This is a genomic window from Kitasatospora sp. NPDC004669, assembly GCF_040609455.1.
GTDB lineage: Bacteria > Actinomycetota > Actinomycetes > Streptomycetales > Streptomycetaceae > Kitasatospora.
The window spans coordinates 32,347-50,239 of record NZ_JBEXKB010000016.1 but is presented as its reverse complement, the minus strand read 5'-3'; the positions used below and the strand labels follow the sequence as shown (position 1 = coordinate 50,239).

Genomic DNA, 17,893 nt, shown 5'->3' with positions numbered 1-17,893 from the left:
CCGAACCTAGCTCTCCTCCCGCCCCCGGAACGCGCGCCGGTACTCCCTCGGTGCGACGCCCACCCGCGACACGAACACCGGCCGCAGCGACACCGCCGAGCCGAAGCCGCAGTGCACGGCCACCGCGTCCACCGGCAAGTCCGTCTCCTCCAGAAGTCGTTGGGCGGCGAGGATCCGCTGGTCCAGCAGCCAGCGCAGCGGGGTGGTGCCGGTGGTGGCGCCGAAGTGACGGGCGAAGGACCGCTCGGACATCACGGCGGCGGCCGCCATCCGGCGGACGGTCCACGGCGTGTCGAGGGAGGTCAGGACCTCGGCGCGCACCCGCGCCAGCGGGTCGTCCTCGGCGGGCGCGGGCACCGGAGTCGGGATGAACTGCGCCTGGCCGCCCGCCCGGAACGGGGCCGTGACCATCGCACGGGCGATGGTGGCGGCGGCCTGCTGGCCGTGGGCGGTACGGACCAGGTGGAGGCAGAGGTCGATGCCCGCCGCAACGCCCGCCGAGGTCCACAGGCCCTCGCCGCCGGTGAACAGCACCTCGGGCCGGACGGTCACCGCCGGGTGGCGGCGGGCCAGTTCGGGGGCGAGCGCCCAGTGGGTGGTCGCCTCCCGGCCGTCCAGCAGCCCGGCCTCGGCGAGGACGAAGGCGCCCGCGCAGAGCGAGGCGACGGGGATACCGCGATCGCGGACCTCCCGCAGGGCCGCCAGCACCTCCGGAGGCCGCGCGGCACCCGGCTCCTCCACCCCCGGCACCACCACCAGGTCGCAGTCCGCCAGCGCCCCCAGCCCCTCGTCCGGCAACCGCTCCAGCCCGCCACCCAGCCGCACCCGGGCCCCTGCCGGCCCACAGACCCGCAGGTCGAAGCCCGGCAGCCCCGGCCGGGAGGGCCGGTTCGCCCACACCTCGCCGATCACCGCGTAGTCGAAGGCCCGTACGCCGTCGAAGATCAGGCATCCCACCGTTCGCATGGCGGAAGCATGGCAGGAATCCATCGATGGGTGGCATCCCTGCCCATCACCGTGATCCAACGACGTCCAGCACGATGGACGCATGACGAACACCGACGCCTTCGACGCCCCCCTCACCCTCGACCCCGACGCCGTCCTGCTCCTCATCGACGTCCAGCAGGGCTTCGAGGACCAGGACTTCTGGGGCCCCCGCGACAACCCCCGGGCCGAGCAGCGGATCGCCGAACTGATCGCCGCGTGGCAGGCCACCGGCCGCCCGATCGTCACCGTGCAGCACGCCTCCCCGGCCGGCCCGCTGGTCGAGGGCACGCCCGGCCACGCGCTCAAGGACTTCGTCGCCGCGGTCACCCCCGACCTGCACATCACCAAGACCGTCAACAGCGCCTTCTACGGCACCCCCGACCTGCACGCCTGGCTCCAGCAGCGCGGCGCCCGGCAGGTGGTGGTCACCGGGATCATCACCAACGTGTGCAACGAGACCACGGCCCGGATGGCCGGGAACCTCGGCTACGACGCGATCTTCCCGACCGACGCCATGCACACCTTCGACATGACCGGCCCCGACGGCACCACCGTCCCCGCCGCCGAACTCGCCCGCGCCACCGCGACCACCCTGCACGCGATGCGCTTCGCCAAGGTGGTCACCACGGAGGCCGTCCTCCGGGCCGCCCAGGCCTGATCCCCGCTACGCCCTGAACAGCGGCTCGTACGCGTTGCCCTCCTCCGCGTTGAGCAGCACGTACCGCTCCCCGAGGCCGAACGCGACCTCCCGCAGCCGGGCCAACGCCTCGGCCACGGTGGGGACTTCGATCCCGAGCGCGGCCGCCGCCGCGTCGCGGTCGGCGAACAGGTCGGGCTCCTGCGCCACGTACTCCTCGGCCGCCTCGGCGCTCTCCTCCTCGGTCAGCCGGATGCAGTCCCGCCACCACGGCACGGCCAGCAGCAGCCGGACCATCTCCTCCAGCCCGACGGCCATCAGGGCCGCGCCGCCCTCGGAGTCGGCGTACAGCACGGGCCGCTCGTCACCGCCCTCGCCGCAGAGGAAGAAGGTGCCGCCCGCACCGCACTTGGCCACCTCCTCCAGGGCCTCCCCGGAGGCGAGCACCACCTCCTCCACGTGCGAGTAGGCGTCGAGGGAGAAGTCGCCCGGCCAGAGCAGGTAGTCGACGGCGACGGGGGTGGCACGAACACGATCGAGGAATGACATGGCGGACACCCTAGGGCTCCGCGGCGACAACTCAGGCGGCGAGCCGCTCGGCCAGGAACTCCTCCCAGGTGCGCCGCCCGTGCTCGGCACCGGCCGGGGCGAGGTTGTCCCCGGCCCGGTAGGCGCGCCCGAGCTCGCCCGGCACCCGTACGGGCATCTGCCGGAAGCGGCGCCCCTGCGCGGCCAGGTAGCCCCGGGTCAGCTCGCCCATCCCGTACACCGTCGGACCGGCCAGGTCGGGCACCGCCCCGGCCGGCTCGCCCAGGGCCAACTCGACCAGCCGGGCGGCGACTTCGCGTACGTCCACGGGCTCCCAGCGGACGCCGCCGGGCACCGGGACGACCGGCAGCTTCGCCATCTTCTCGACCACGGTGAACGCCAGGTCGTGGAACTGGGCGGCCCGCAGGACCGTGTACGGCAGGCCCGAGCCGGTCACCGCCTCCTCGGCGGCGAGCTTGGCCCGGAAGTAGTCGAGCGGCACCTTGTCCGCGCCGATCACCGAGATGTACACCAGGTGCCGCACCCCGGCCCGCCGCGCGGCCGCGACCAGCCGCCGGGTGGCCTCGTCGTCGTCCTTGGGGCCGCCCGCGAGGTGCAGCACGGTGTCGACGCCCGCGAGCGCCCCGTCCAGCCGGACGTCCGCCTCGGCCGGGTCGCCGAGCAGGTCGCAGCGCGCGTACGTCACGCCGTCCCCGGCCGCGCGCTCCTGCCGGCTGAGCACCCGCACCGCGCGCGCGGCGGCACGCAGCAGCGGGACGACCTGCCGGCCCAGGGTGCCGGTGCCGCCGGTGACCAGTACCAGGTTGTTCGTCACGATCGTCTCCGATTCGTCCCCGACCGGGAGTTGATCTCCCCGCCGTACCCATTGTTGGGTGACTCCTGCTGCCCTGCCCCGAGGCGACGAAGGAATGTGACACGGTGGACGAGAAATCTTCCCGGACCGCTCGATTCGAGGAGCACCGGCCGCGTCTGCGCGCGGTCGCGTACCGGATGCTCGGCTCGATCAGCGAGGCCGAGGACGCGCTCCAGGAGGCCTGGCTGCGGTACGACCGCACCGACACCGCCGGGGTGGAGAACCTCGGCGGCTGGCTGACCACGGTGGTGTCCCGGGTCTGCCTGAACCTGCTGCGCGACCGCGCCCAGCGCCGCGAGGAGCCGCTGATGCCGACCGGGCCGGACGGGGAGACCGGCCCGGAGCGCATCCCGGACCCGCTGCTGCGCCGCGAGGGCGTGGTCGACCCGGAGCAGGAGGTGATGCTCGCGGACTCGGTCGGTCTGGCACTGATGGTGGTGATGGAGTCGCTGTCGCCCGCCGAGCGGGTCGCCTTCGTGCTGCACGACATGTTCGCGGTGCCGTTCGAGGAGATCGCGCCGCTGATCGAGAAGACGGCGGCCACGACCCGTCAGCTCGCCAGCCGGGCCCGCCGCAAGGTGCAGGGGCAGGCGCCCGCGCCCGACCCGGACCTGGGCCGCCAGCGCCTCGCCGTGGACGCCTTCTTCGCCGCCTCCCGCAACGGCGACCTGGAGGCGCTGGTCGCGGTGCTCGACCCGAACGTGGTGCTGCGCTCGGACGGCGGGGCCGCGCTGGCCCGGCACACCCTGGTGCTCACCGGCGCCGCGACGGTGGCCGGCCAGGCCGCCATGTGGGGCAAGCTGTCGCCGTTCGCCCGCCCGGCGCTGGTCAACGGCACCGCGGGCGCGGTGGTCATCGGCGGCAACGGCCGGGCGCTGTCGATCATGGCGTTCACCGTGGTGGACGGCGCGATCACCGCGATCGACGTGATCGCCGACCCGGAGCGGCTGGCGACCTTCGACCTCTCGACCTTCCGCGACTAGGACGACAACGGGTGGGAGGGCGACCGCCCTCCCACCCGAAGGACCGGAGGACTCAGCGCCCGACCACGCCGTCCGGCTGCTCGCGGACGTTCCGTCACCAGCCCTGCGTGTGGGCCCAGTCGGCGAGGTGCCGGGCGCAGCCGTCCACCGACTCCCGCCAGGTGTGCGCCGCGCCGTCCCCCGCCTCGTCGCTGACGTACTTCACCAGCCGCGCCGGGACCCCGGCCCGGTGGGCGACGGTGGCGACGGCGTAGCCCTCCATGTCGACCAGGTCGGCGTGCTCGGCCAGCCGCTCGCGGGCGGCCGGGGAGTCGACGAACAGGTCGCCGGTGGCCAGCACCGGGCCGTCGCCCTTGCCGACCACCAGCGGGCCGCCGTAGCTGCGGCCGGTCAGGGTCTGCAGGACCTCGGTGTCCAGGTCGTGCTGGATCACCTGGACCACGTGGTGGATGCCCTCCCAGCCCGGACGCAGCGCGCCGGCCGTACCGAGGTTGATCACCTCGGAGGGCTTCTCGCCCTGGGCGAGCACGGTGGCCAGGGCCACGGCGGCGTTGACCTTCCCTATCCCGGTGAGCAGCACGGGCAGGCGCTCGCCCAGGTAGGCGGCCTCCTCACGGACGGCGACGACGAGCAGCGGGCGGTCGGGTGAGATCGTTCCAAGCAGTCGCATGGGGCCCATGGTACGGAGCGGGCGTGTGCCTCACCTCGGAAGTCGCTTGATGGAACCGCGAGGGGCGCCGCCCGCGTCGCACGGGTCGCCACCTCTCCGTCCGAGCCGTTACGGACTGTTACGGGCCGCATCGAGCCGCCCCGGACCGCACCGGGCCCGTACAAGTCGTACCGAGCCGTACGAGAGCGTGCGGAAACCGTGCACGACATGCTCAAGATCCGCGCAAGTCAGGTGTGGCCGGGAGGAGTCACGGCCATACTGCTGCCATCGGTCGGGCCCCGGGTGTCGGGTCCGTACCCAGGGGAGGATGAGGCGGGTGGCATCACCAGTAGGCAACGGCGCCCCGGGCGCCGCGTTCCCGGCGCGGCCGAGCGGTCCACCGGCCGTACCGGGAGCGGCCCTGTTCGGCGCACCGGGGACAGCGTCGGGGACAGCATCGGGGGCGGCACCGGGCACGGCACCGGGGACGCCTTCCCCGGGCTTCCCCGCTCCCGGGCCCGGCGCCGCGCCGCTCGCGAAGCGCCCCCGGGCCGGCGCCCCGGAGCGCGGCGTGCGCGCCCGCCTGGCCCAGGCCACCCGGACGCCCCCGGGGCGGCTGCGGCTGGCCGGGGTGGTGCTCGCGGTGCTCACCGTGGCCTTCGGCGGGCTCACCGCCTGGCAGTTGGAGACCAGGGCCACGGCCGCCGACCGGGTGGTCTCGTACAGTCAGCCGCTCAGCCGGGACGCCGCCGAGATCCACCGCTCGCTCGCGGACGCCGCCACCACCGCGGCCACCGGCTTCCTGCTGGCCGGCGCCGAGCCCAAGGACGTCCGGGACCGCTACGAGCAGGACCTCGCCCAGGCCGCCAAGCTGATCGCCCAGGCCGCCGCCCGGACCACGTCCACCTCGCCGGCCCAGGACTCACTCGCCCGACTGAACCAGCAACTCCCGGTGTACGCCGGTCTGGTGGAAACCGCGCGGGCCGACAACCGGCAGGGCATCCCGCTCGGCGGCGCCTACCTGCGGTACGCCTCCGAGCAGATGCAGGACGTCCTGTTGCCGGCCGCCGCCGAGCTGAACGGCTTCGAGGACAAGGAGCTGGCGAACGACTACGCCGAGGCCAAGTCCGTGCCGTGGGGGGCGTACGGCCTGGCGGTGCTCACCCTGGCCGCGCTCGGCTGGGTGCAGCTGACGCTGTTCCGCCGCACCAACCGGGTGTTCAACATCGGCCTGCTGGGCGCCTCCGCCGCCGTCCTGGCGGGCGCGCTCTGGCTCACCGTCGCCGGTCTGACCGCCGGTTCGGCGCTGGACCGCAGCGACCACGACGGCGCGACCCCGCTGCGGGCGCTCAACTCGGCCCGGGTGGACGTGCTGACCGCCCGGCTGGCGGAGAACCTGCACCTGGTCGCGCGCGGCTCCACCACCAAGTACGCCGACCAGTGGAACAGCACCACCGAGCACCTTTCCGGCGACGACGCCAAGGACGTCCCGCTGGAGCGGCGCAGCGGCTCGCTCCCGGAGGCGGTCCGGCTCGCCCCGCCGTCCGCCGCCCAGCCGGTCCGCGACGCCGCACAGCAGTACGACGAATGGCGCCAACGGCACGACAAGGCACGGTCCTTGGAGGTCGACGACGCCGACTACCAGGCCGCGCTGAACGCCACCGTGTCGGCCACCGACGCCACCAGCACGGCGGAAGCCGCCTTCGACGCCACCGACAAGGCCCTCGGGCAGGCCGCCGACGCCGAGCAGGCCCGGTTCACCGACGCCGCCGAGGGCACCGCCGGGGACCTGCGGCTGGCCGCCGGCGCGGCCGCGGTGCTCGGCCTGGCGGCCGCGGCCGCCGCGCTGCGCGGCCTCGGCCGGCGACTGGCCGAGTACCGGTAAGGGGGAACGGACGAGATGCGCACCAGAACCGTACGGACCAGGAGCGCCGCGGCGTTGGCGGTGCTCGCGGCCTGCGCGGCCGTGCTCGGCGGGGGCGGCCCCTCCGGCGCGGCGCCGACCGCCGCGACGGCCGCGCCGCAGGCCGTCCAACAGGACCAGCAGGCACAGGACAACACCTGCGACATCTACAAGAGCGTGCCGCCCAGCAACGACGACGGCCGGGCGGTGAAGGCCGTCAAGGCCAAACACAGCCTGGTGATCGGCGTGGACCAGAACAGCTACCGCTGGGGCTCGCGCAACCCGAACACCGGCCAGATCGAGGGCTTCGACATCGACCTGGCACGGGCGATCGGCACCGCCATCATGGGCGACCCCGAGAAGGTGGTCCTCAAGCCGGTGGCCACCGCCGACCGGATCGACGCCGTCCAGAAGGGCCGGGTCGACCTGATCGTCCGCACCATGACGGTCAGCTGCAAGCGGATGGAGGACGTCGCCTTCTCCAAGCCGTACTTCAACATCACCCAGCGGGTGCTGGTGCCGAAGGCCTCCCCGGCGAAGAACCTCGACGAGGCGATCGCCGGGAGGACCGTCTGCGTCGCCAAGGGGTCGACCGCCTTCGACGTCGTGAACGGCCCCAAGAAGACCGCCAAGCAGGTCGTCACGAGGGAGAACCAGCTGGATTGCCTGGTCCTGATGCAGCTCGGCAAGGTCGACGCCACCATGACCGACGACGGCCTGGCGGCCGGTCAGGCCGCCCAGGACCAGACCGTGCGGATCGTGGACGGCGACACCCAGCCGGAGGTGATCGGCGTCGCCATGCTCAAGACCAGCCCGGACCTGACCGCCCGGGTCAACCAGGTGCTGGCCGACTACCACGCGAGCGGCGAGTGGGGGCGCTCGTACGACCGCTGGCTCAAGCCGTACATGCTCAACGACGCCGAGCGCTACTGGCCGGTGCCGCACTGAGACGGGTACGGACCGCCGCGGACGCGGGGCGTTGACGCGGTCTTGACGCCCCGCGCCCGTACCGCCCGAACCGGCACCGGCTATGGTTCGGGACGATCACCACGGGGAGACCGGTGGTGGACACGGGGGTTGTCGTGGGATCACACGTCACGAACGTCGGGATCACACGCGAGGAAGGAAGGACACCGCGGTGGCGGCATCGGCTGGCCCGGTACTGAGCCGGGAGGAGGTGGACCGCGCGCTGGCGCGCCTCGGCGCGGAGCGGGACGCGGTCGAGTCGGCGCTGCTCGCCCTGCAGGACCACCCGGGCCTGCGGCTGATGGACGGCGCCGAGCTGTCCGGCCGCACCCTGGAGCGCTGGTCCGTCGCCGGCAAGGGACTGCCGCTGCTCTGGGCGCTGTTCGACCGGTACTCCGAGGCACTCGCCTCGGCGCGCGCCGTGCGGGCCCGCAAGGCCAAGCCCGGCGCGCCCGAACTCGCCGAGCTCAGTGAGCTGTTGACCGGCGACGCGGTGACCGTCCCGGGCGGCGCGGTGCCCGACGGCCCGCAGCTGCTCGGCGCGCCCGCCAAGCTCGTCGAGCGGATCAGCCTGGACGCGCTGATGGCCCGGATGAACTCCTGGTACGCCACCGTGCTGGAGGTGGTCAGCGCCGCCGACGCGGTCTGGTCGGCGCTGCCGGCCCGGATCGACCTGCTGCTGGCCGAACTCCACCGGGTACAGACCCTGGCCGCCTCGCTCGGCGTGCGGGCCGGCAGCCACCCGCTGGGCGACGACCTGGTCGGGCTGGAGCGGGACCTCACCGAACTGCGCACCGAGGTCCGCGAGGACCCGCTGGCCCTGTGGCGCCCGGCCCGGGTGCCGGCCCAGCGCGGCACGGTGCCCGAGGGCTCGGCCTTCGCCACCCCCGCCGGGGTGGTGGACACCGAGCGCTTCGACCGGGCCGGGCGGGCGCTGGACGGCGTCCGGCTGGAACTGGAGAACCTGCTGCGGCTGCGCGACGACGCCGAGGAGCGCCTCCAGGGCGTCGGCGACCTGCTCCAGCGGGCCGACGCCACCCTGGCCGAGGCCCGCCGGGCCCGCGGCGAGGTGCTGGCGAAGATAGCGGCCAGCGACGTCCCGGCGGTGCCCGGCCCGGCCTCGGCGCTGCGCGAACGGATCGTCACCGCACTGGAGCTGCGCCAGGGCGGGCAGTGGGGCCGGCTGGCCCCGCTGCTGGACGCCCTGGAGGACGCCGCCGCCAAGGAGCTGGCCCGGGCCCGGCACTCGCTCACCGAGGTGACCCAGCCGCTGGCCGTCCGGGCCGAGCTGCGCGGCCGGCTGGACGCCTACAAGGCGATGGCCGCCCGAATGCGGGTCTCCGAGGACCCGGAAGTGATCGAGCGGTACGAGAAGGCGCGCTGGCTGCTCTGGAGCGCGCCCTGCGACCTGCGGGCGGCGGCCGCCGCGGTGGCCCGCTTCCAGCAGTCGCTGCGCCCGGCACAGGCCGAGCAGCAGCCGTCACACGAGCCGGCCGGCCAGACGCCGGTCGACGGACAGGTACAGGGGGGCTGAGGTTGATGGGCGAGACGTGCGTACGGCCGGAGTGCTCCGGCAGCGGCAGGATCGACGCCGACGGATACTGCGACGAGTGCGGGCTGGCACCGGCGGGCGGAGGCGGAGGCGGCACCGGCACCACCGCGGCACCCCCGAAGGCAGCGGCGGCCGCCGGCCCCGGCTCGCCCTGCCCGCGTGACTGCTCCGGCAGCATCGACGCGGACGGCTACTGCGACGAGTGCGGTCTGACCCCGCCGGGCGCCGACACCGGCCTCACCCAGCCCTACGTCCCGTCCGCGCGGGTCTCCCCGGACTCCGCCCGCAGCGGCTCGATCCGCTCGATGTCGGCCCGCACCGGCTCCTCCCGCTCGATGTCCGGCCGCTCCCGCTCGCACCGCTCGACCCGCACCGGCTCCAGCCGCTCGGTCTCGGTGCGCTCCACCCGCGGCAGCGTCAGCGCGGGCGCCCGCAACCGGCTGGGCGCCGGGCTGGTCACCGTGCCGACCGTGGAGACCGCCGACCCGTCGCTGGCGGTGCTGGCCAACCCCGAGGTGCCCGAGCGCAAGCGCTACTGCGCCAAGTGCGAGGCCCCGGTAGGCCGGGAGAAGAACGGCTGCCCCGGGCGCCCGGACGGCTTCTGCACCAAGTGCGGCACGCCGTACTCCTTCACCCCCAAGCTGCGCCGCGGCGACCTGGTCGGCGGGCAGTACGAGGTGGTCGGCTGCCTGGCGCACGGCGGACTCGGCTGGATCTACCTGGCGGTGGACCGCCGGGTCAACGACAAGTGGGTCGTCCTCAAGGGCCTGCTGAACACCGGGGACGAGGACGCGCTGGCCGCGGCCGTCGCCGAGCGCCGCTTCCTGGCCGAGGTGGACCACCCGAACATCGTCCGGATCATCAACTTCGCCGAGCACCTGGACCTCCAGTCCGGCTCCACCGACGGCTACATCGTCATGGAGTACGTCGGCGGCAAGTCGCTCAAGGACATCGCCAACGACCGCCGCACCCCGGACGGCGGCCGGCGCGAGCCGCTGCCGGTGGAGGTGGCGATCGCGTACGCGCTGGAGGCGCTGCCGGCGCTCGGGTACCTGCACGGCCGGGGCCTGATCTACTGCGACTTCAAGATCGACAACGTGATCCAGAGCGGCGACGCCCTCAAGATCATCGACATGGGCGCAGTCTGCCGCCTCGACCACGACGGCCCGATCTACGGCACCGTCGGCTACCAGGCCCCGGAGATCGCCACCCACGGCCCCTCCCCCGCCTCCGACCTGTACACCGTGGCCCGCACCCTCGCGGTGCTCACCTTCGACTTCCAGGGCTACAGCACCACCTACCGCGACTCGCTGCCCGGCCCCGAGGACGTCAAGGTCTTCGCCACGTACGAGTCGTACTACCGCTTCCTGGTCCGCGCCACCGACCCGGACCCGGCCCGCCGCTTCTCCTCCGCCGAGGAGATGGCCGACCAGCTCACCGGTGTACTGCGGGAGGTCCTGGCCCTCCAGGACGACCGGCCCCGGCCCGCGCTCTCCACCCTGTTCGGACCCGAACTGCGCGTCGTGGACACCGAGTTGGTGCTGCCCGCCGACCAGCAGGGACAGCTGCGGGTGGCCGCGCTGGACCCGGCGGCCGCCGCCCTCGCACTGCCCGTCCCCCGGGTCGACCCGGGCGACCCCAACGCCGGATTCCTCGCCACCCTGCTCGCCACCGACCCCGAGGAGGCGCTCGCCGCACTGGCCGGCGCCCCCGTCGACTCGGTCGAGAGCCGACTGCGCGAGCTGCGCGCCCTGCTCGAACTCGGCCGCCACGGCACGGCCGTGAACAAGCTGGCCGAGCTGGAGAACGACCACCCGGACGACTGGCGGGTGGTCTGGTACCGCGGCCTGGTCGCCCTGGTGGGGGCCGCCGAGGCCGCCTCGGCGTCGGGTCAGGAGCGCCCGGAGGCGAGTGGGCGAGTCACCGCGCGACTCACAGCCGATCTGCGGGCCGCCGCCGAGGCCTTCGACGCGGTCTACGACGCCTTCCCCGGCGAGGCCGCGCCCAAGCTGGCCCTGGCCATCTGCGCCGAACTGCTCGGCGACGGCGGCGACGCGGCCGAGTTCTACCGGTTGGTGTGGACCACCGACCACTCCTACCTGAGCGCCGCCTTCGGCCTCGCCCGGGTCCGGCTCGCCGAGGACGACCGGCCCGGCGCGGTGCACGTGCTGGAGTCCGTCCCGGCCACCTCCAGCCAGTACACCGCCGCCCGGATCGCCGCCGTCCGCGCCCGGCTGCGCGAACGCCCCGCCACCGACCCGCTGGCCGCCGACCTCGGCGCGAGCTCCGACCAGCTCACCGCGCTGCGCCTGGACGACCGGCGCCGCGAGGAGCTCTCGGTCGAGGTGCTCGGCGCCGCCCTCGGCTGGGTCACCGCCGGGTCGGCGGGCGCCCAGCAGGCCGGCACCACCATGGTGCTGGGACGACCCGCCGCGGAGCGGGAACTGCGCTTCGCCCTGGAACAGTCCTACCGGGTACTCGCCCGGTTGGCCGACCGGGCCGAGACCAGGATCGAGATGGTGGAACGGGCCAACCGGGCCCGCCCCAGGACGTGGGTGTAGCCGATGCCGCAGCAGACCGAGTGCCCGAGCTGTTCCGAGCCGATGGACCCGGAGGACGCGTTCTGCGGCCGCTGCGGGGCCGGCCGGGACGGCCGGGCGGCCCCGGGCGCGATGCCCGCCAGCTGGGCCGCCGCCCGCAGTGAGGCCGTCCCGTCGCAGCGCGGGCCGGTCTGTGTGAGCTGCGGGCGGGCGCAGGTCGCCGAGGACGGCTACTGCGAGGGCTGCGGGAGCGCCCAGCCGCGCCCGCGCGACCACATGGAGAAGGCGCTCGCGGGCGTCGCCGGGGTCAGCGACCGCGGCGTGCGCCACCACCGCAACGAGGACTCCTTCACCGTCGCCGCCTCCTCGCTGCCCGGCGGCGAGCCGGTCGTGGTCGCCGTGGTCTGCGACGGCGTCTCCTCCTCCGACCGCCCGGACGAGGCCTCGGAGACCGCCGTCGACGCCGCCTCCGAGTCCCTGCTGACCTCCCTGGAGGCCGGCCGGGACCCGGTCGAGGCGATGCGCGCCGCGATCGCCGACGCCGCCGAGGCCGTCGCCGACCTGGCGACCGACGGCGCCGGCCCGGCCCGTCCCGACCTCAACGCGCCCGCCTGCACCTACGTCAGCGCGATAGCGGCCGGCGGCCGGGTCACCATCGGCTGGGTCGGCGACACCCGGGCGTACTGGATCCCGGACGACCGCGCCGCGGCCGAGCCCTTCCGGCTCACCCAGGACGACTCCTGGGCGGCCCGGATGGTCGAGGCCGGGCTGATGGGCGAGGCCGAGGCCTACGCCGACCCGCGCGCCCACGCGATCACCGGCTGGCTCGGCGCCGACGCCGAGGAGGTCGTGCCGCACACCCTCGACTTCACCCCGCACGTCCCCGGGGTGCTGCTGATCTGCACCGACGGACTGTGGAACTACGCCGAGGCGGCCACCGACCTGGCGTACTACGTCCGGCCGGACGCCCGCACCGAACCGCTCCTGGCGGCGCAGACCCTGGTGAAGTTCGCGGTCGCGGCCGGCGGCCACGACAACATCACCGTCGCGGTGTTGCCGATCGACCCGCCGACGGTGTCCGTGGAGGAGGTCGAGGAGACGCCCACCGCGCTGGACCTGCCGGTGCTGAATCGCCCGGTGACGGCCCGGGCCGGTGCCGAGGCGCCCGGGGGCGACGAGGACTTCGAGGACTACGAGCCGACCCTGCCGAACCTCCCGGTGATCGGCTCCCCCGCCGCCCCGCTGCCCCCGGCCCCGGCCGTCCCGCCGGGACCGCCCGCGCCGCCGGCGGTCCCGCCCGCACCGCCGGCCCCGCCCGCCGCCCTGCCCGTCCCGCCGCAGCCGCCGCACCCGCCGACGGCCTGACCGGCCGTCCGCGACCGGTCCGACGGCCCCGTCCGCCGGACCGCCCACCGACCTGATCACATCCACCCCTCACCCGACGGGAGCCGACCGCCCCATGGCAACACTGGCGAAGCCGAACCTGCCCAGGTTCGACGTGGAGATCTTCCAGAACGAGTACCTGGCCGACGGCGCCCGCGAGGTCAACGCCATCGTCACCGTCACCGCCACCGGCGGCGGCACCTCCGGCGGCCGCCCGCTCGGCCTCACCGACGCCGCCGCCCAGGGCACCGACGCCAACGCGGCCGTGGTGATCCTGGTCGACTGCTCGGGCTCGATGGACTACCCCAAGACCAAGATCAACGGCGCTCGCGAGGCCACCGCCGCCGCCATCGACGCCCTGCGCGACGGCACCGCCTTCGCCGTGGTGGCCGGCACCCACGAGGCCCGCGACATCTACCCCGGCGACGGCACCCTGGCCACCGCCTCGCCGGCCACCCGCGACCAGGCCAAGGAGGCGCTGCGCCGCCTCACCGCGGCCGGCGGCACCGCGATGGGCACCTGGCTGGCCAAGGCCGACAAGCTCTTCCTCACCCGCCGCGACATCGCCATCCGGCACGCCATCCTGCTCACCGACGGCAACAACGAGCACGAGTCGGCCGCGGACCTGGCCCGCAACATCGAGCGGGTCACCGGCCACTTCACGGCCGACTGCCGTGGCGTCGGCACCGACTGGCGGATCGACGAGCTACGCAAGATCTCCTCGGCGCTGCTCGGCACCGTCGACATCGTCGCCGAGCCGTCCGGCCTGGCCGAGGACTTCCGCTCGATGATGGCCGGCGCGATGGGCAAGCAGGTCGCCGACGTCGCGCTGCGGATCTGGACCCCGGCCAACGCCACCGTGAAGTTCGTCAAGCAGGTCGCCCCCTCGGTCGAGGACCTGACCGAGCGCCGCGCCGAGGCCGGCCCCCGGGCCGGCGACTACCCGACCGGCTCCTGGGGCGACGAGAGCCGCGACTACCACGTCTGCGTCGAGGTCCCGGCCGCCTCGGTCGGCAACGAGATGCTCGCCGCCCGGGTCAGCCTGGTGCTGCCCCCGCAGGTCGGCGGCGGCACCCCCGAGGTGCTCAGCCAGGGCCTCGTCAAGGCCGTCTGGACCGACGACCTGGCCTCCTCCACCCGGATCAGCCCGCAGGTCGCCCACTACACCGGGCAGGCCGAGCTCGCCTCCTCGATCCAGGAGGGCCTGGAGGCCCACCGCTCCGGGGACGTCGACACCGCGACCGCCAAGCTGGGCGCCGCCGTCCGGATCGCGCACGCGACCGGGAACGAGGGCACCTACAAGCTGCTGCAGAAGGTGGTGGACGTGGTGGACCCGAAGGAGGGTACGGTTCGATTCCGTAAGAACGTGAGCGAGGCCGACTCGATGACCCTTGAGACCCGGTCGACCAAGACGGTACGTGTGAAGAAGTGACCGCTGAAGACGTGATCGGGCCGGCCGCCCGGCGCGACACCGCACCGTGCCGGCCCGAAACGAGGGGGACCTGATGCCGATCTGCCCGAGGGGCCACGAGTCGCAGGCCGAGGACTGGTGCGACTTCTGCGGCTTCCCGATGACTCCGCCGGTCCCGACACCCGGCGCCCACGGGGGCTACCCGGGGGCGCCCGGCGCCGACCCCGCGCCCGGCGCACCCGCCGGGCACCCGCAGCACGGCGGTGCGTCCTTCGGCGCCCCGCCGCCCCCGCCCGGCGCATTCCCGCCGCCCGGTGCCTTCCCGCCGCCCGGGGCCGTACCCCCCGGGGCCGTGCCTTCCGGCGCCGTCCCGCCCGGCGCCTTCCCGTCGGCCGCACAGCAGCAGGGCCTCACCGAGGGCCTGACCGTCTGCCCGATCTGCCGCAGCCCGCAGACCGGCCGGTTCTGCGAGGAGTGCGGCTACGACTACGAGCTGTCCACGCCCTCGCGCCGCCAGACCCCGGCCGGACCCGCGCCGGTGCCCGGCCCGGCCCAGCCCCCGCCGCCGCCGCCGCTGAACATCCCGGCGGCCTACGGCGGCCCCGCGCAGGCCCCGCCCGCCCCGCAGCCGCCCCAGCCCGAGTACCCGCACACCTACGGCTACCCTCCGCCGGAGGGCGCCTTCCCCGAGGCCCCGGTGCGCGAGGACTCCGGCCCGGTGTACGCCCACCCGGCCGGCCCCGGCCCGAACAACCGCGGCGGCGACTTCGGCACCTCCTTCCACCTCGCCCCGCCGATGCCGCAGCCCCAGCCGGAGGCGGCCCCGGTGGAGGCGGTCCGGGCCAACTGGATCGCGGTGGTCTCGGCCGACCGCGACTACTTCACCGAGATGATGGCCCGCAGCGGCCCCGAGGCGGCCGGCCTGTTCTTCCCGCCGTACTGCCCCGAGCGCCGCATCCCGCTGACCGGCCGCGGCCAGCTGCGGATCGGCCGGCGCAGCCAGCACCGGGGCACCGTCCCGGAGATCGACCTGTCGGTGCCGCCGGAGGACCCGGGCGCCTCGCACCAGCACGCACTGCTCGCCGAGCAGGCGGACGGCAGCTGGGTGCTGGTCGACCAGGACTCCACCAACGGCACCACCGTCAACGGCGGCGCGGAACCGGTCACCCCGCACACCGCCGTGCCGCTGAACGACGGCGACCGGATCCACATCGGCGCCTGGACGACGATCACGATGCACCGCGCCTGAACACCCTGCTGAGGGTGCATCAGCGACAACCCCGGGCGGGCCGGGCTGAATTCAACATTTCGCCCGGCCCGTCTTTCTCCGGCTTCCTCAGGGGATACCCAAATCCCCGCCCCAGGTGTGCACAAGACGCATCGAAAGCCCTATTGTCAGGGCACATGACTGCAGCTATATCCGCCGACGGCATCCGTCAGCGGTACGGGGATGTGCAGGCCGTCGACGGGGTGTCCTTCACCGTCGAGGCCGGCGAGTTCTACGGGATCCTGGGCCCCAACGGGGCCGGGAAGACCACCACCATGGAGATCCTGGAAGGGGTCCGCAAGCCCGACGAGGGTCGGGTCGAGCTGCTGGGGATGGCTCCCTGGCCGCGCAATCCGAAACTGCTGCCGCGCATCGGCGTGCAGTTCCAGGCCTCCGCTTTCTTCCGGAAACTGACCGCCCGGGAGACCATCCGCACCTTCGCGTCGTTCTACGGGGTCGGTCCCAAGCGGGCCGATGCGATGCTGGAGCGGGTCGGCCTCTCCGACAAGGCCGAGACGCTGACCGACCAGATGTCCGGCGGCCAGGCCCAGCGCCTGTCGATCGCCTGCGCACTGGCGCACGACCCGGAGCTCGTCTTCCTGGACGAGCCCACCACCGGCCTCGACCCGCAGGCCCGGCGCAACCTCTGGGACCTGCTGCGGGACATCAACAACGAGGGCCGCACCGTCGTCCTGACCACCCACTACCTGGACGAGGCCGAGGTGCTCTGCGACCGGGTCTCGATCATGGACCACGGGAAGATCCTGCACACCGGCGCCCCGGCGGCGCTGATCCGCGAGATCGACGACACCGTCCGGATCAGCGTGGCCTCCGGCCAGCTGCCGGTCGAGCGGGCCCGCGAGCTGCTGACCGCGGCCGGCGCCGACGTCGCCACCCTGGAGGACGACACCGTCTCGCTCTCCGTCTCGACCCGGCTCCCGGCCCCGGTGCTCAGCGTGCTGGCCGAGCAGAACGCGCTGCGCGGCCTCGAAGTGCGCGGCGCCACCCTGGAGGACGTCTTCCTCCAGCTGACCGGACGGGAGTTCCGCGCATGACCGCCTCCACCTCCACCGAGCCGAAGGTCCCCGCCCAGCGCGGCGGTTCGGCCGGCGCCGCCGGCGGGCAGGAACGGGTCAGCGCCTTCTGGAGCCTGTCCCGCGCGATGCTGCTCGGCATGAAGCGCGACCGCACCGCGACCTTCTTCATCCTGCTCTTCCCGCTGGTGTTCCTGGTCTTCTTCGGCAGCGTGACCAAGGGGTCCACCAGCCCGCACGCCAAGGTGGCGCAGGTCGGCGCGGTGAAGCTGTTCGACTCGATCCAGGGCGACGAGCGGGCCGGGCTGGACAAGGTCCTCACGATCACCAAGACCGACGACGAGGCCGCCACCCTGGAGAAGGTCCGCAAGGGCGACTTCGACGCGCTGATCAAGCAGGGCCCGGACGGCCAGGTCGAGCTGCGCTACACCGCCGCCGACCAGGTCCGCGCCGGCGCGCTCCAGGGCATCCTCAACTCGGTGGTCCAGGAGGCCAACCAGAGGGCCACCCACCAGCCGGCGGCCTACGTGCTGGACGCCCAGCAGGTCGAGGACAAGTCGCTCAAGCCGATCCAGTTCCTCACCCCCGGTCTGCTCGGCTGGGCCGTCGCCACCGGCGCGGTCTTCGGCGCCGCGCTGACCCTGGTCAACTGGCGCAAGTCCAAGGTGCTGCGCCGACTGCGGCTGGCCCCGATCAGCGCCGGCACGGTGGTCAGCTCCAGGATCCTGGTCTCGCTGCTGACCGCGCTCCTGCAGACCAGCGTCTTCCTGGTGGTCGCCACGAGCTTCTTCGGGCTCAAGCTCACCGGCAACTGGTGGCTCGTCATCCCGCTGGTGGCCTGCGCGACGCTCGCCTTCATGTCGATCGGCCTGCTGGCCGGTTCGGTCGCCAAGACCGAGGAGGCGGCCAACGGCATCTCGCAGATCATCGTGCTGCCGATGTCCTTCCTGTCCGGCTCGTTCTTCCCGATGGACGGCGCTCCGGGCTGGCTGCAGACCGTCTCCAAGGTCATGCCGCTCCACTACCTGGTCAGCAGCGCCCAGTCGGTGCTGACCCGCGGCGGCGGCGTCATGGACGCCCTGCCCACCATGGGCGGCCTGCTGCTGTTCGCGGCCGTGCTGACCGGCATCGCCTGGAAGTTGTTCAAGTGGGAAGACGCCTGATCGTCCCCCGCTGACC

General features: G+C 74.1%; 15 protein-coding genes. 11 read left to right on the top strand and 4 right to left on the bottom strand.

The window, feature by feature from the left end; genetic code table 11:
- Positions 1 to 6 precede the first annotated feature (6 nt).
- Positions 7 to 966: a helix-turn-helix domain-containing protein gene (locus ABZW30_RS16120; protein ID WP_355671721.1), complete on the bottom strand. Its 960-nt coding sequence runs from the start codon at positions 964 to 966 to the stop codon at positions 7 to 9.
- An 82-nt stretch (positions 967 to 1,048) separates the two neighbouring features.
- Between ABZW30_RS16120 and ABZW30_RS16115 the strand changes: the two genes are divergently transcribed.
- A complete protein-coding gene (locus ABZW30_RS16115; RefSeq protein ID WP_355671720.1) occupies positions 1,049 to 1,645 on the top strand; it encodes a cysteine hydrolase family protein in 597 nt (198 codons plus the stop codon).
- 6 nt (positions 1,646 to 1,651) lie between these two features.
- On the opposite strand, the gene ABZW30_RS16110 is transcribed toward ABZW30_RS16115, so the two are convergent.
- Together ABZW30_RS16110 and ABZW30_RS16105 are read right to left on the bottom strand one after the other, a co-directional pair.
- The gene (locus tag ABZW30_RS16110) at positions 1,652 to 2,173 is read right to left on the bottom strand and encodes a hypothetical protein (RefSeq protein WP_355671719.1); all 522 of its coding nucleotides are present in this window, start codon (positions 2,171 to 2,173) and stop codon (positions 1,652 to 1,654) included.
- Positions 2,174 to 2,204: 31 nt separating this feature from the next.
- Positions 2,205 to 2,987: an NAD(P)H-binding protein gene (locus ABZW30_RS16105; RefSeq protein ID WP_355671718.1), complete on the bottom strand. Its 783-nt coding sequence runs from the start codon at positions 2,985 to 2,987 to the stop codon at positions 2,205 to 2,207.
- Positions 2,988 to 3,091: 104 nt separating this feature from the next.
- On the opposite strand from ABZW30_RS16105, the gene ABZW30_RS16100 reads away from it, so the two are divergent.
- Entirely contained in the window at positions 3,092 to 4,009 is a 918-nt protein-coding gene (locus tag ABZW30_RS16100; protein ID WP_355671717.1) for a sigma-70 family RNA polymerase sigma factor, read from the top strand.
- Positions 4,010 to 4,103: 94 nt separating this feature from the next.
- Here the strand turns inward: ABZW30_RS16100 and ABZW30_RS16095 are convergent, their stop codons facing one another.
- A complete protein-coding gene (locus ABZW30_RS16095) occupies positions 4,104 to 4,679 on the bottom strand; it encodes a nucleosidase (protein ID WP_355671716.1) in 576 nt (191 codons plus the stop codon).
- 550 nt (positions 4,680 to 5,229) lie between these two features.
- Here ABZW30_RS16095 and ABZW30_RS16090 point away from each other — a divergent pair.
- From ABZW30_RS16090 to ABZW30_RS16050, 9 genes are all read left to right on the top strand, one after another.
- A complete protein-coding gene (locus ABZW30_RS16090; RefSeq protein ID WP_355671715.1) occupies positions 5,230 to 6,543 on the top strand; it encodes a hypothetical protein in 1,314 nt (437 codons plus the stop codon).
- Between the two features lie 15 nt (positions 6,544 to 6,558).
- On the top strand, positions 6,559 to 7,509 hold the full coding sequence (locus ABZW30_RS16085) for a glutamate ABC transporter substrate-binding protein (RefSeq protein ID WP_355671714.1): 951 nt from the start codon (positions 6,559 to 6,561) through the stop codon (positions 7,507 to 7,509).
- A gap of 190 nt (positions 7,510 to 7,699) precedes the next feature.
- Positions 7,700 to 9,061, top strand: a complete 1,362-nt coding sequence (locus ABZW30_RS16080) for a hypothetical protein (RefSeq protein WP_355671713.1) — start codon at positions 7,700 to 7,702, stop codon at positions 9,059 to 9,061.
- Between the two features lie 5 nt (positions 9,062 to 9,066).
- Positions 9,067 to 11,640 carry a tetratricopeptide repeat protein gene (locus ABZW30_RS16075; protein ID WP_355671712.1) on the top strand — a complete coding sequence of 858 codons (2,574 nt, stop codon included), beginning with the start codon at positions 9,067 to 9,069 and terminating at the stop codon, positions 11,638 to 11,640.
- A 3-nt stretch (positions 11,641 to 11,643) separates the two neighbouring features.
- On the top strand, positions 11,644 to 12,984 hold the full coding sequence (locus tag ABZW30_RS16070; RefSeq protein ID WP_355671711.1) for a PP2C family serine/threonine-protein phosphatase: 1,341 nt from the start codon (positions 11,644 to 11,646) through the stop codon (positions 12,982 to 12,984).
- A 94-nt stretch (positions 12,985 to 13,078) separates the two neighbouring features.
- Entirely contained in the window at positions 13,079 to 14,434 is a 1,356-nt protein-coding gene (locus tag ABZW30_RS16065) for a VWA domain-containing protein (protein WP_355671710.1), read from the top strand.
- 73 nt (positions 14,435 to 14,507) lie between these two features.
- Positions 14,508 to 15,662 (top strand): FHA domain-containing protein, encoded by a 1,155-nt coding sequence (locus ABZW30_RS16060; RefSeq protein ID WP_355671709.1) that lies wholly within the window; start codon positions 14,508 to 14,510, stop codon positions 15,660 to 15,662.
- Positions 15,663 to 15,817: 155 nt separating this feature from the next.
- Positions 15,818 to 16,735 (top strand): ABC transporter ATP-binding protein, encoded by a 918-nt coding sequence (locus tag ABZW30_RS16055; protein ID WP_355671708.1) that lies wholly within the window; start codon positions 15,818 to 15,820, stop codon positions 16,733 to 16,735.
- Positions 16,732 to 17,877 carry an ABC transporter permease gene (locus ABZW30_RS16050; RefSeq protein ID WP_355671707.1) on the top strand — a complete coding sequence of 382 codons (1,146 nt, stop codon included), beginning with the start codon at positions 16,732 to 16,734 and terminating at the stop codon, positions 17,875 to 17,877. The genes ABZW30_RS16055 and ABZW30_RS16050 overlap by 4 nt, the downstream gene beginning before the upstream one ends.
- Positions 17,878 to 17,893: the final 16 nt, after the last annotated feature.

Coding starts and splice junctions, on each gene's coding strand:
- ABZW30_RS16120 (WP_355671721.1), bottom strand. CDS start 966: ATGCGAACGGTGGGATGCCTGATCTTCGACGGCGTACGGGCCTTCGAC.
- ABZW30_RS16115 (WP_355671720.1), top strand. CDS start 1,049: ATGACGAACACCGACGCCTTCGACGCCCCCCTCACCCTCGACCCCGAC.
- ABZW30_RS16110 (WP_355671719.1), bottom strand. CDS start 2,173: ATGTCATTCCTCGATCGTGTTCGTGCCACCCCCGTCGCCGTCGACTAC.
- ABZW30_RS16095 (WP_355671716.1), bottom strand. CDS start 4,679: ATGCGACTGCTTGGAACGATCTCACCCGACCGCCCGCTGCTCGTCGTC.
- ABZW30_RS16085 (WP_355671714.1), top strand. CDS start 6,559: ATGCGCACCAGAACCGTACGGACCAGGAGCGCCGCGGCGTTGGCGGTG.
- ABZW30_RS16075 (WP_355671712.1), top strand. CDS start 9,067: ATGGGCGAGACGTGCGTACGGCCGGAGTGCTCCGGCAGCGGCAGGATC.
- ABZW30_RS16070 (WP_355671711.1), top strand. CDS start 11,644: ATGCCGCAGCAGACCGAGTGCCCGAGCTGTTCCGAGCCGATGGACCCG.
- ABZW30_RS16065 (WP_355671710.1), top strand. CDS start 13,079: ATGGCAACACTGGCGAAGCCGAACCTGCCCAGGTTCGACGTGGAGATC.
- ABZW30_RS16060 (WP_355671709.1), top strand. CDS start 14,508: ATGCCGATCTGCCCGAGGGGCCACGAGTCGCAGGCCGAGGACTGGTGC.
- ABZW30_RS16055 (WP_355671708.1), top strand. CDS start 15,818: ATGACTGCAGCTATATCCGCCGACGGCATCCGTCAGCGGTACGGGGAT.
- ABZW30_RS16050 (WP_355671707.1), top strand. CDS start 16,732: ATGACCGCCTCCACCTCCACCGAGCCGAAGGTCCCCGCCCAGCGCGGC.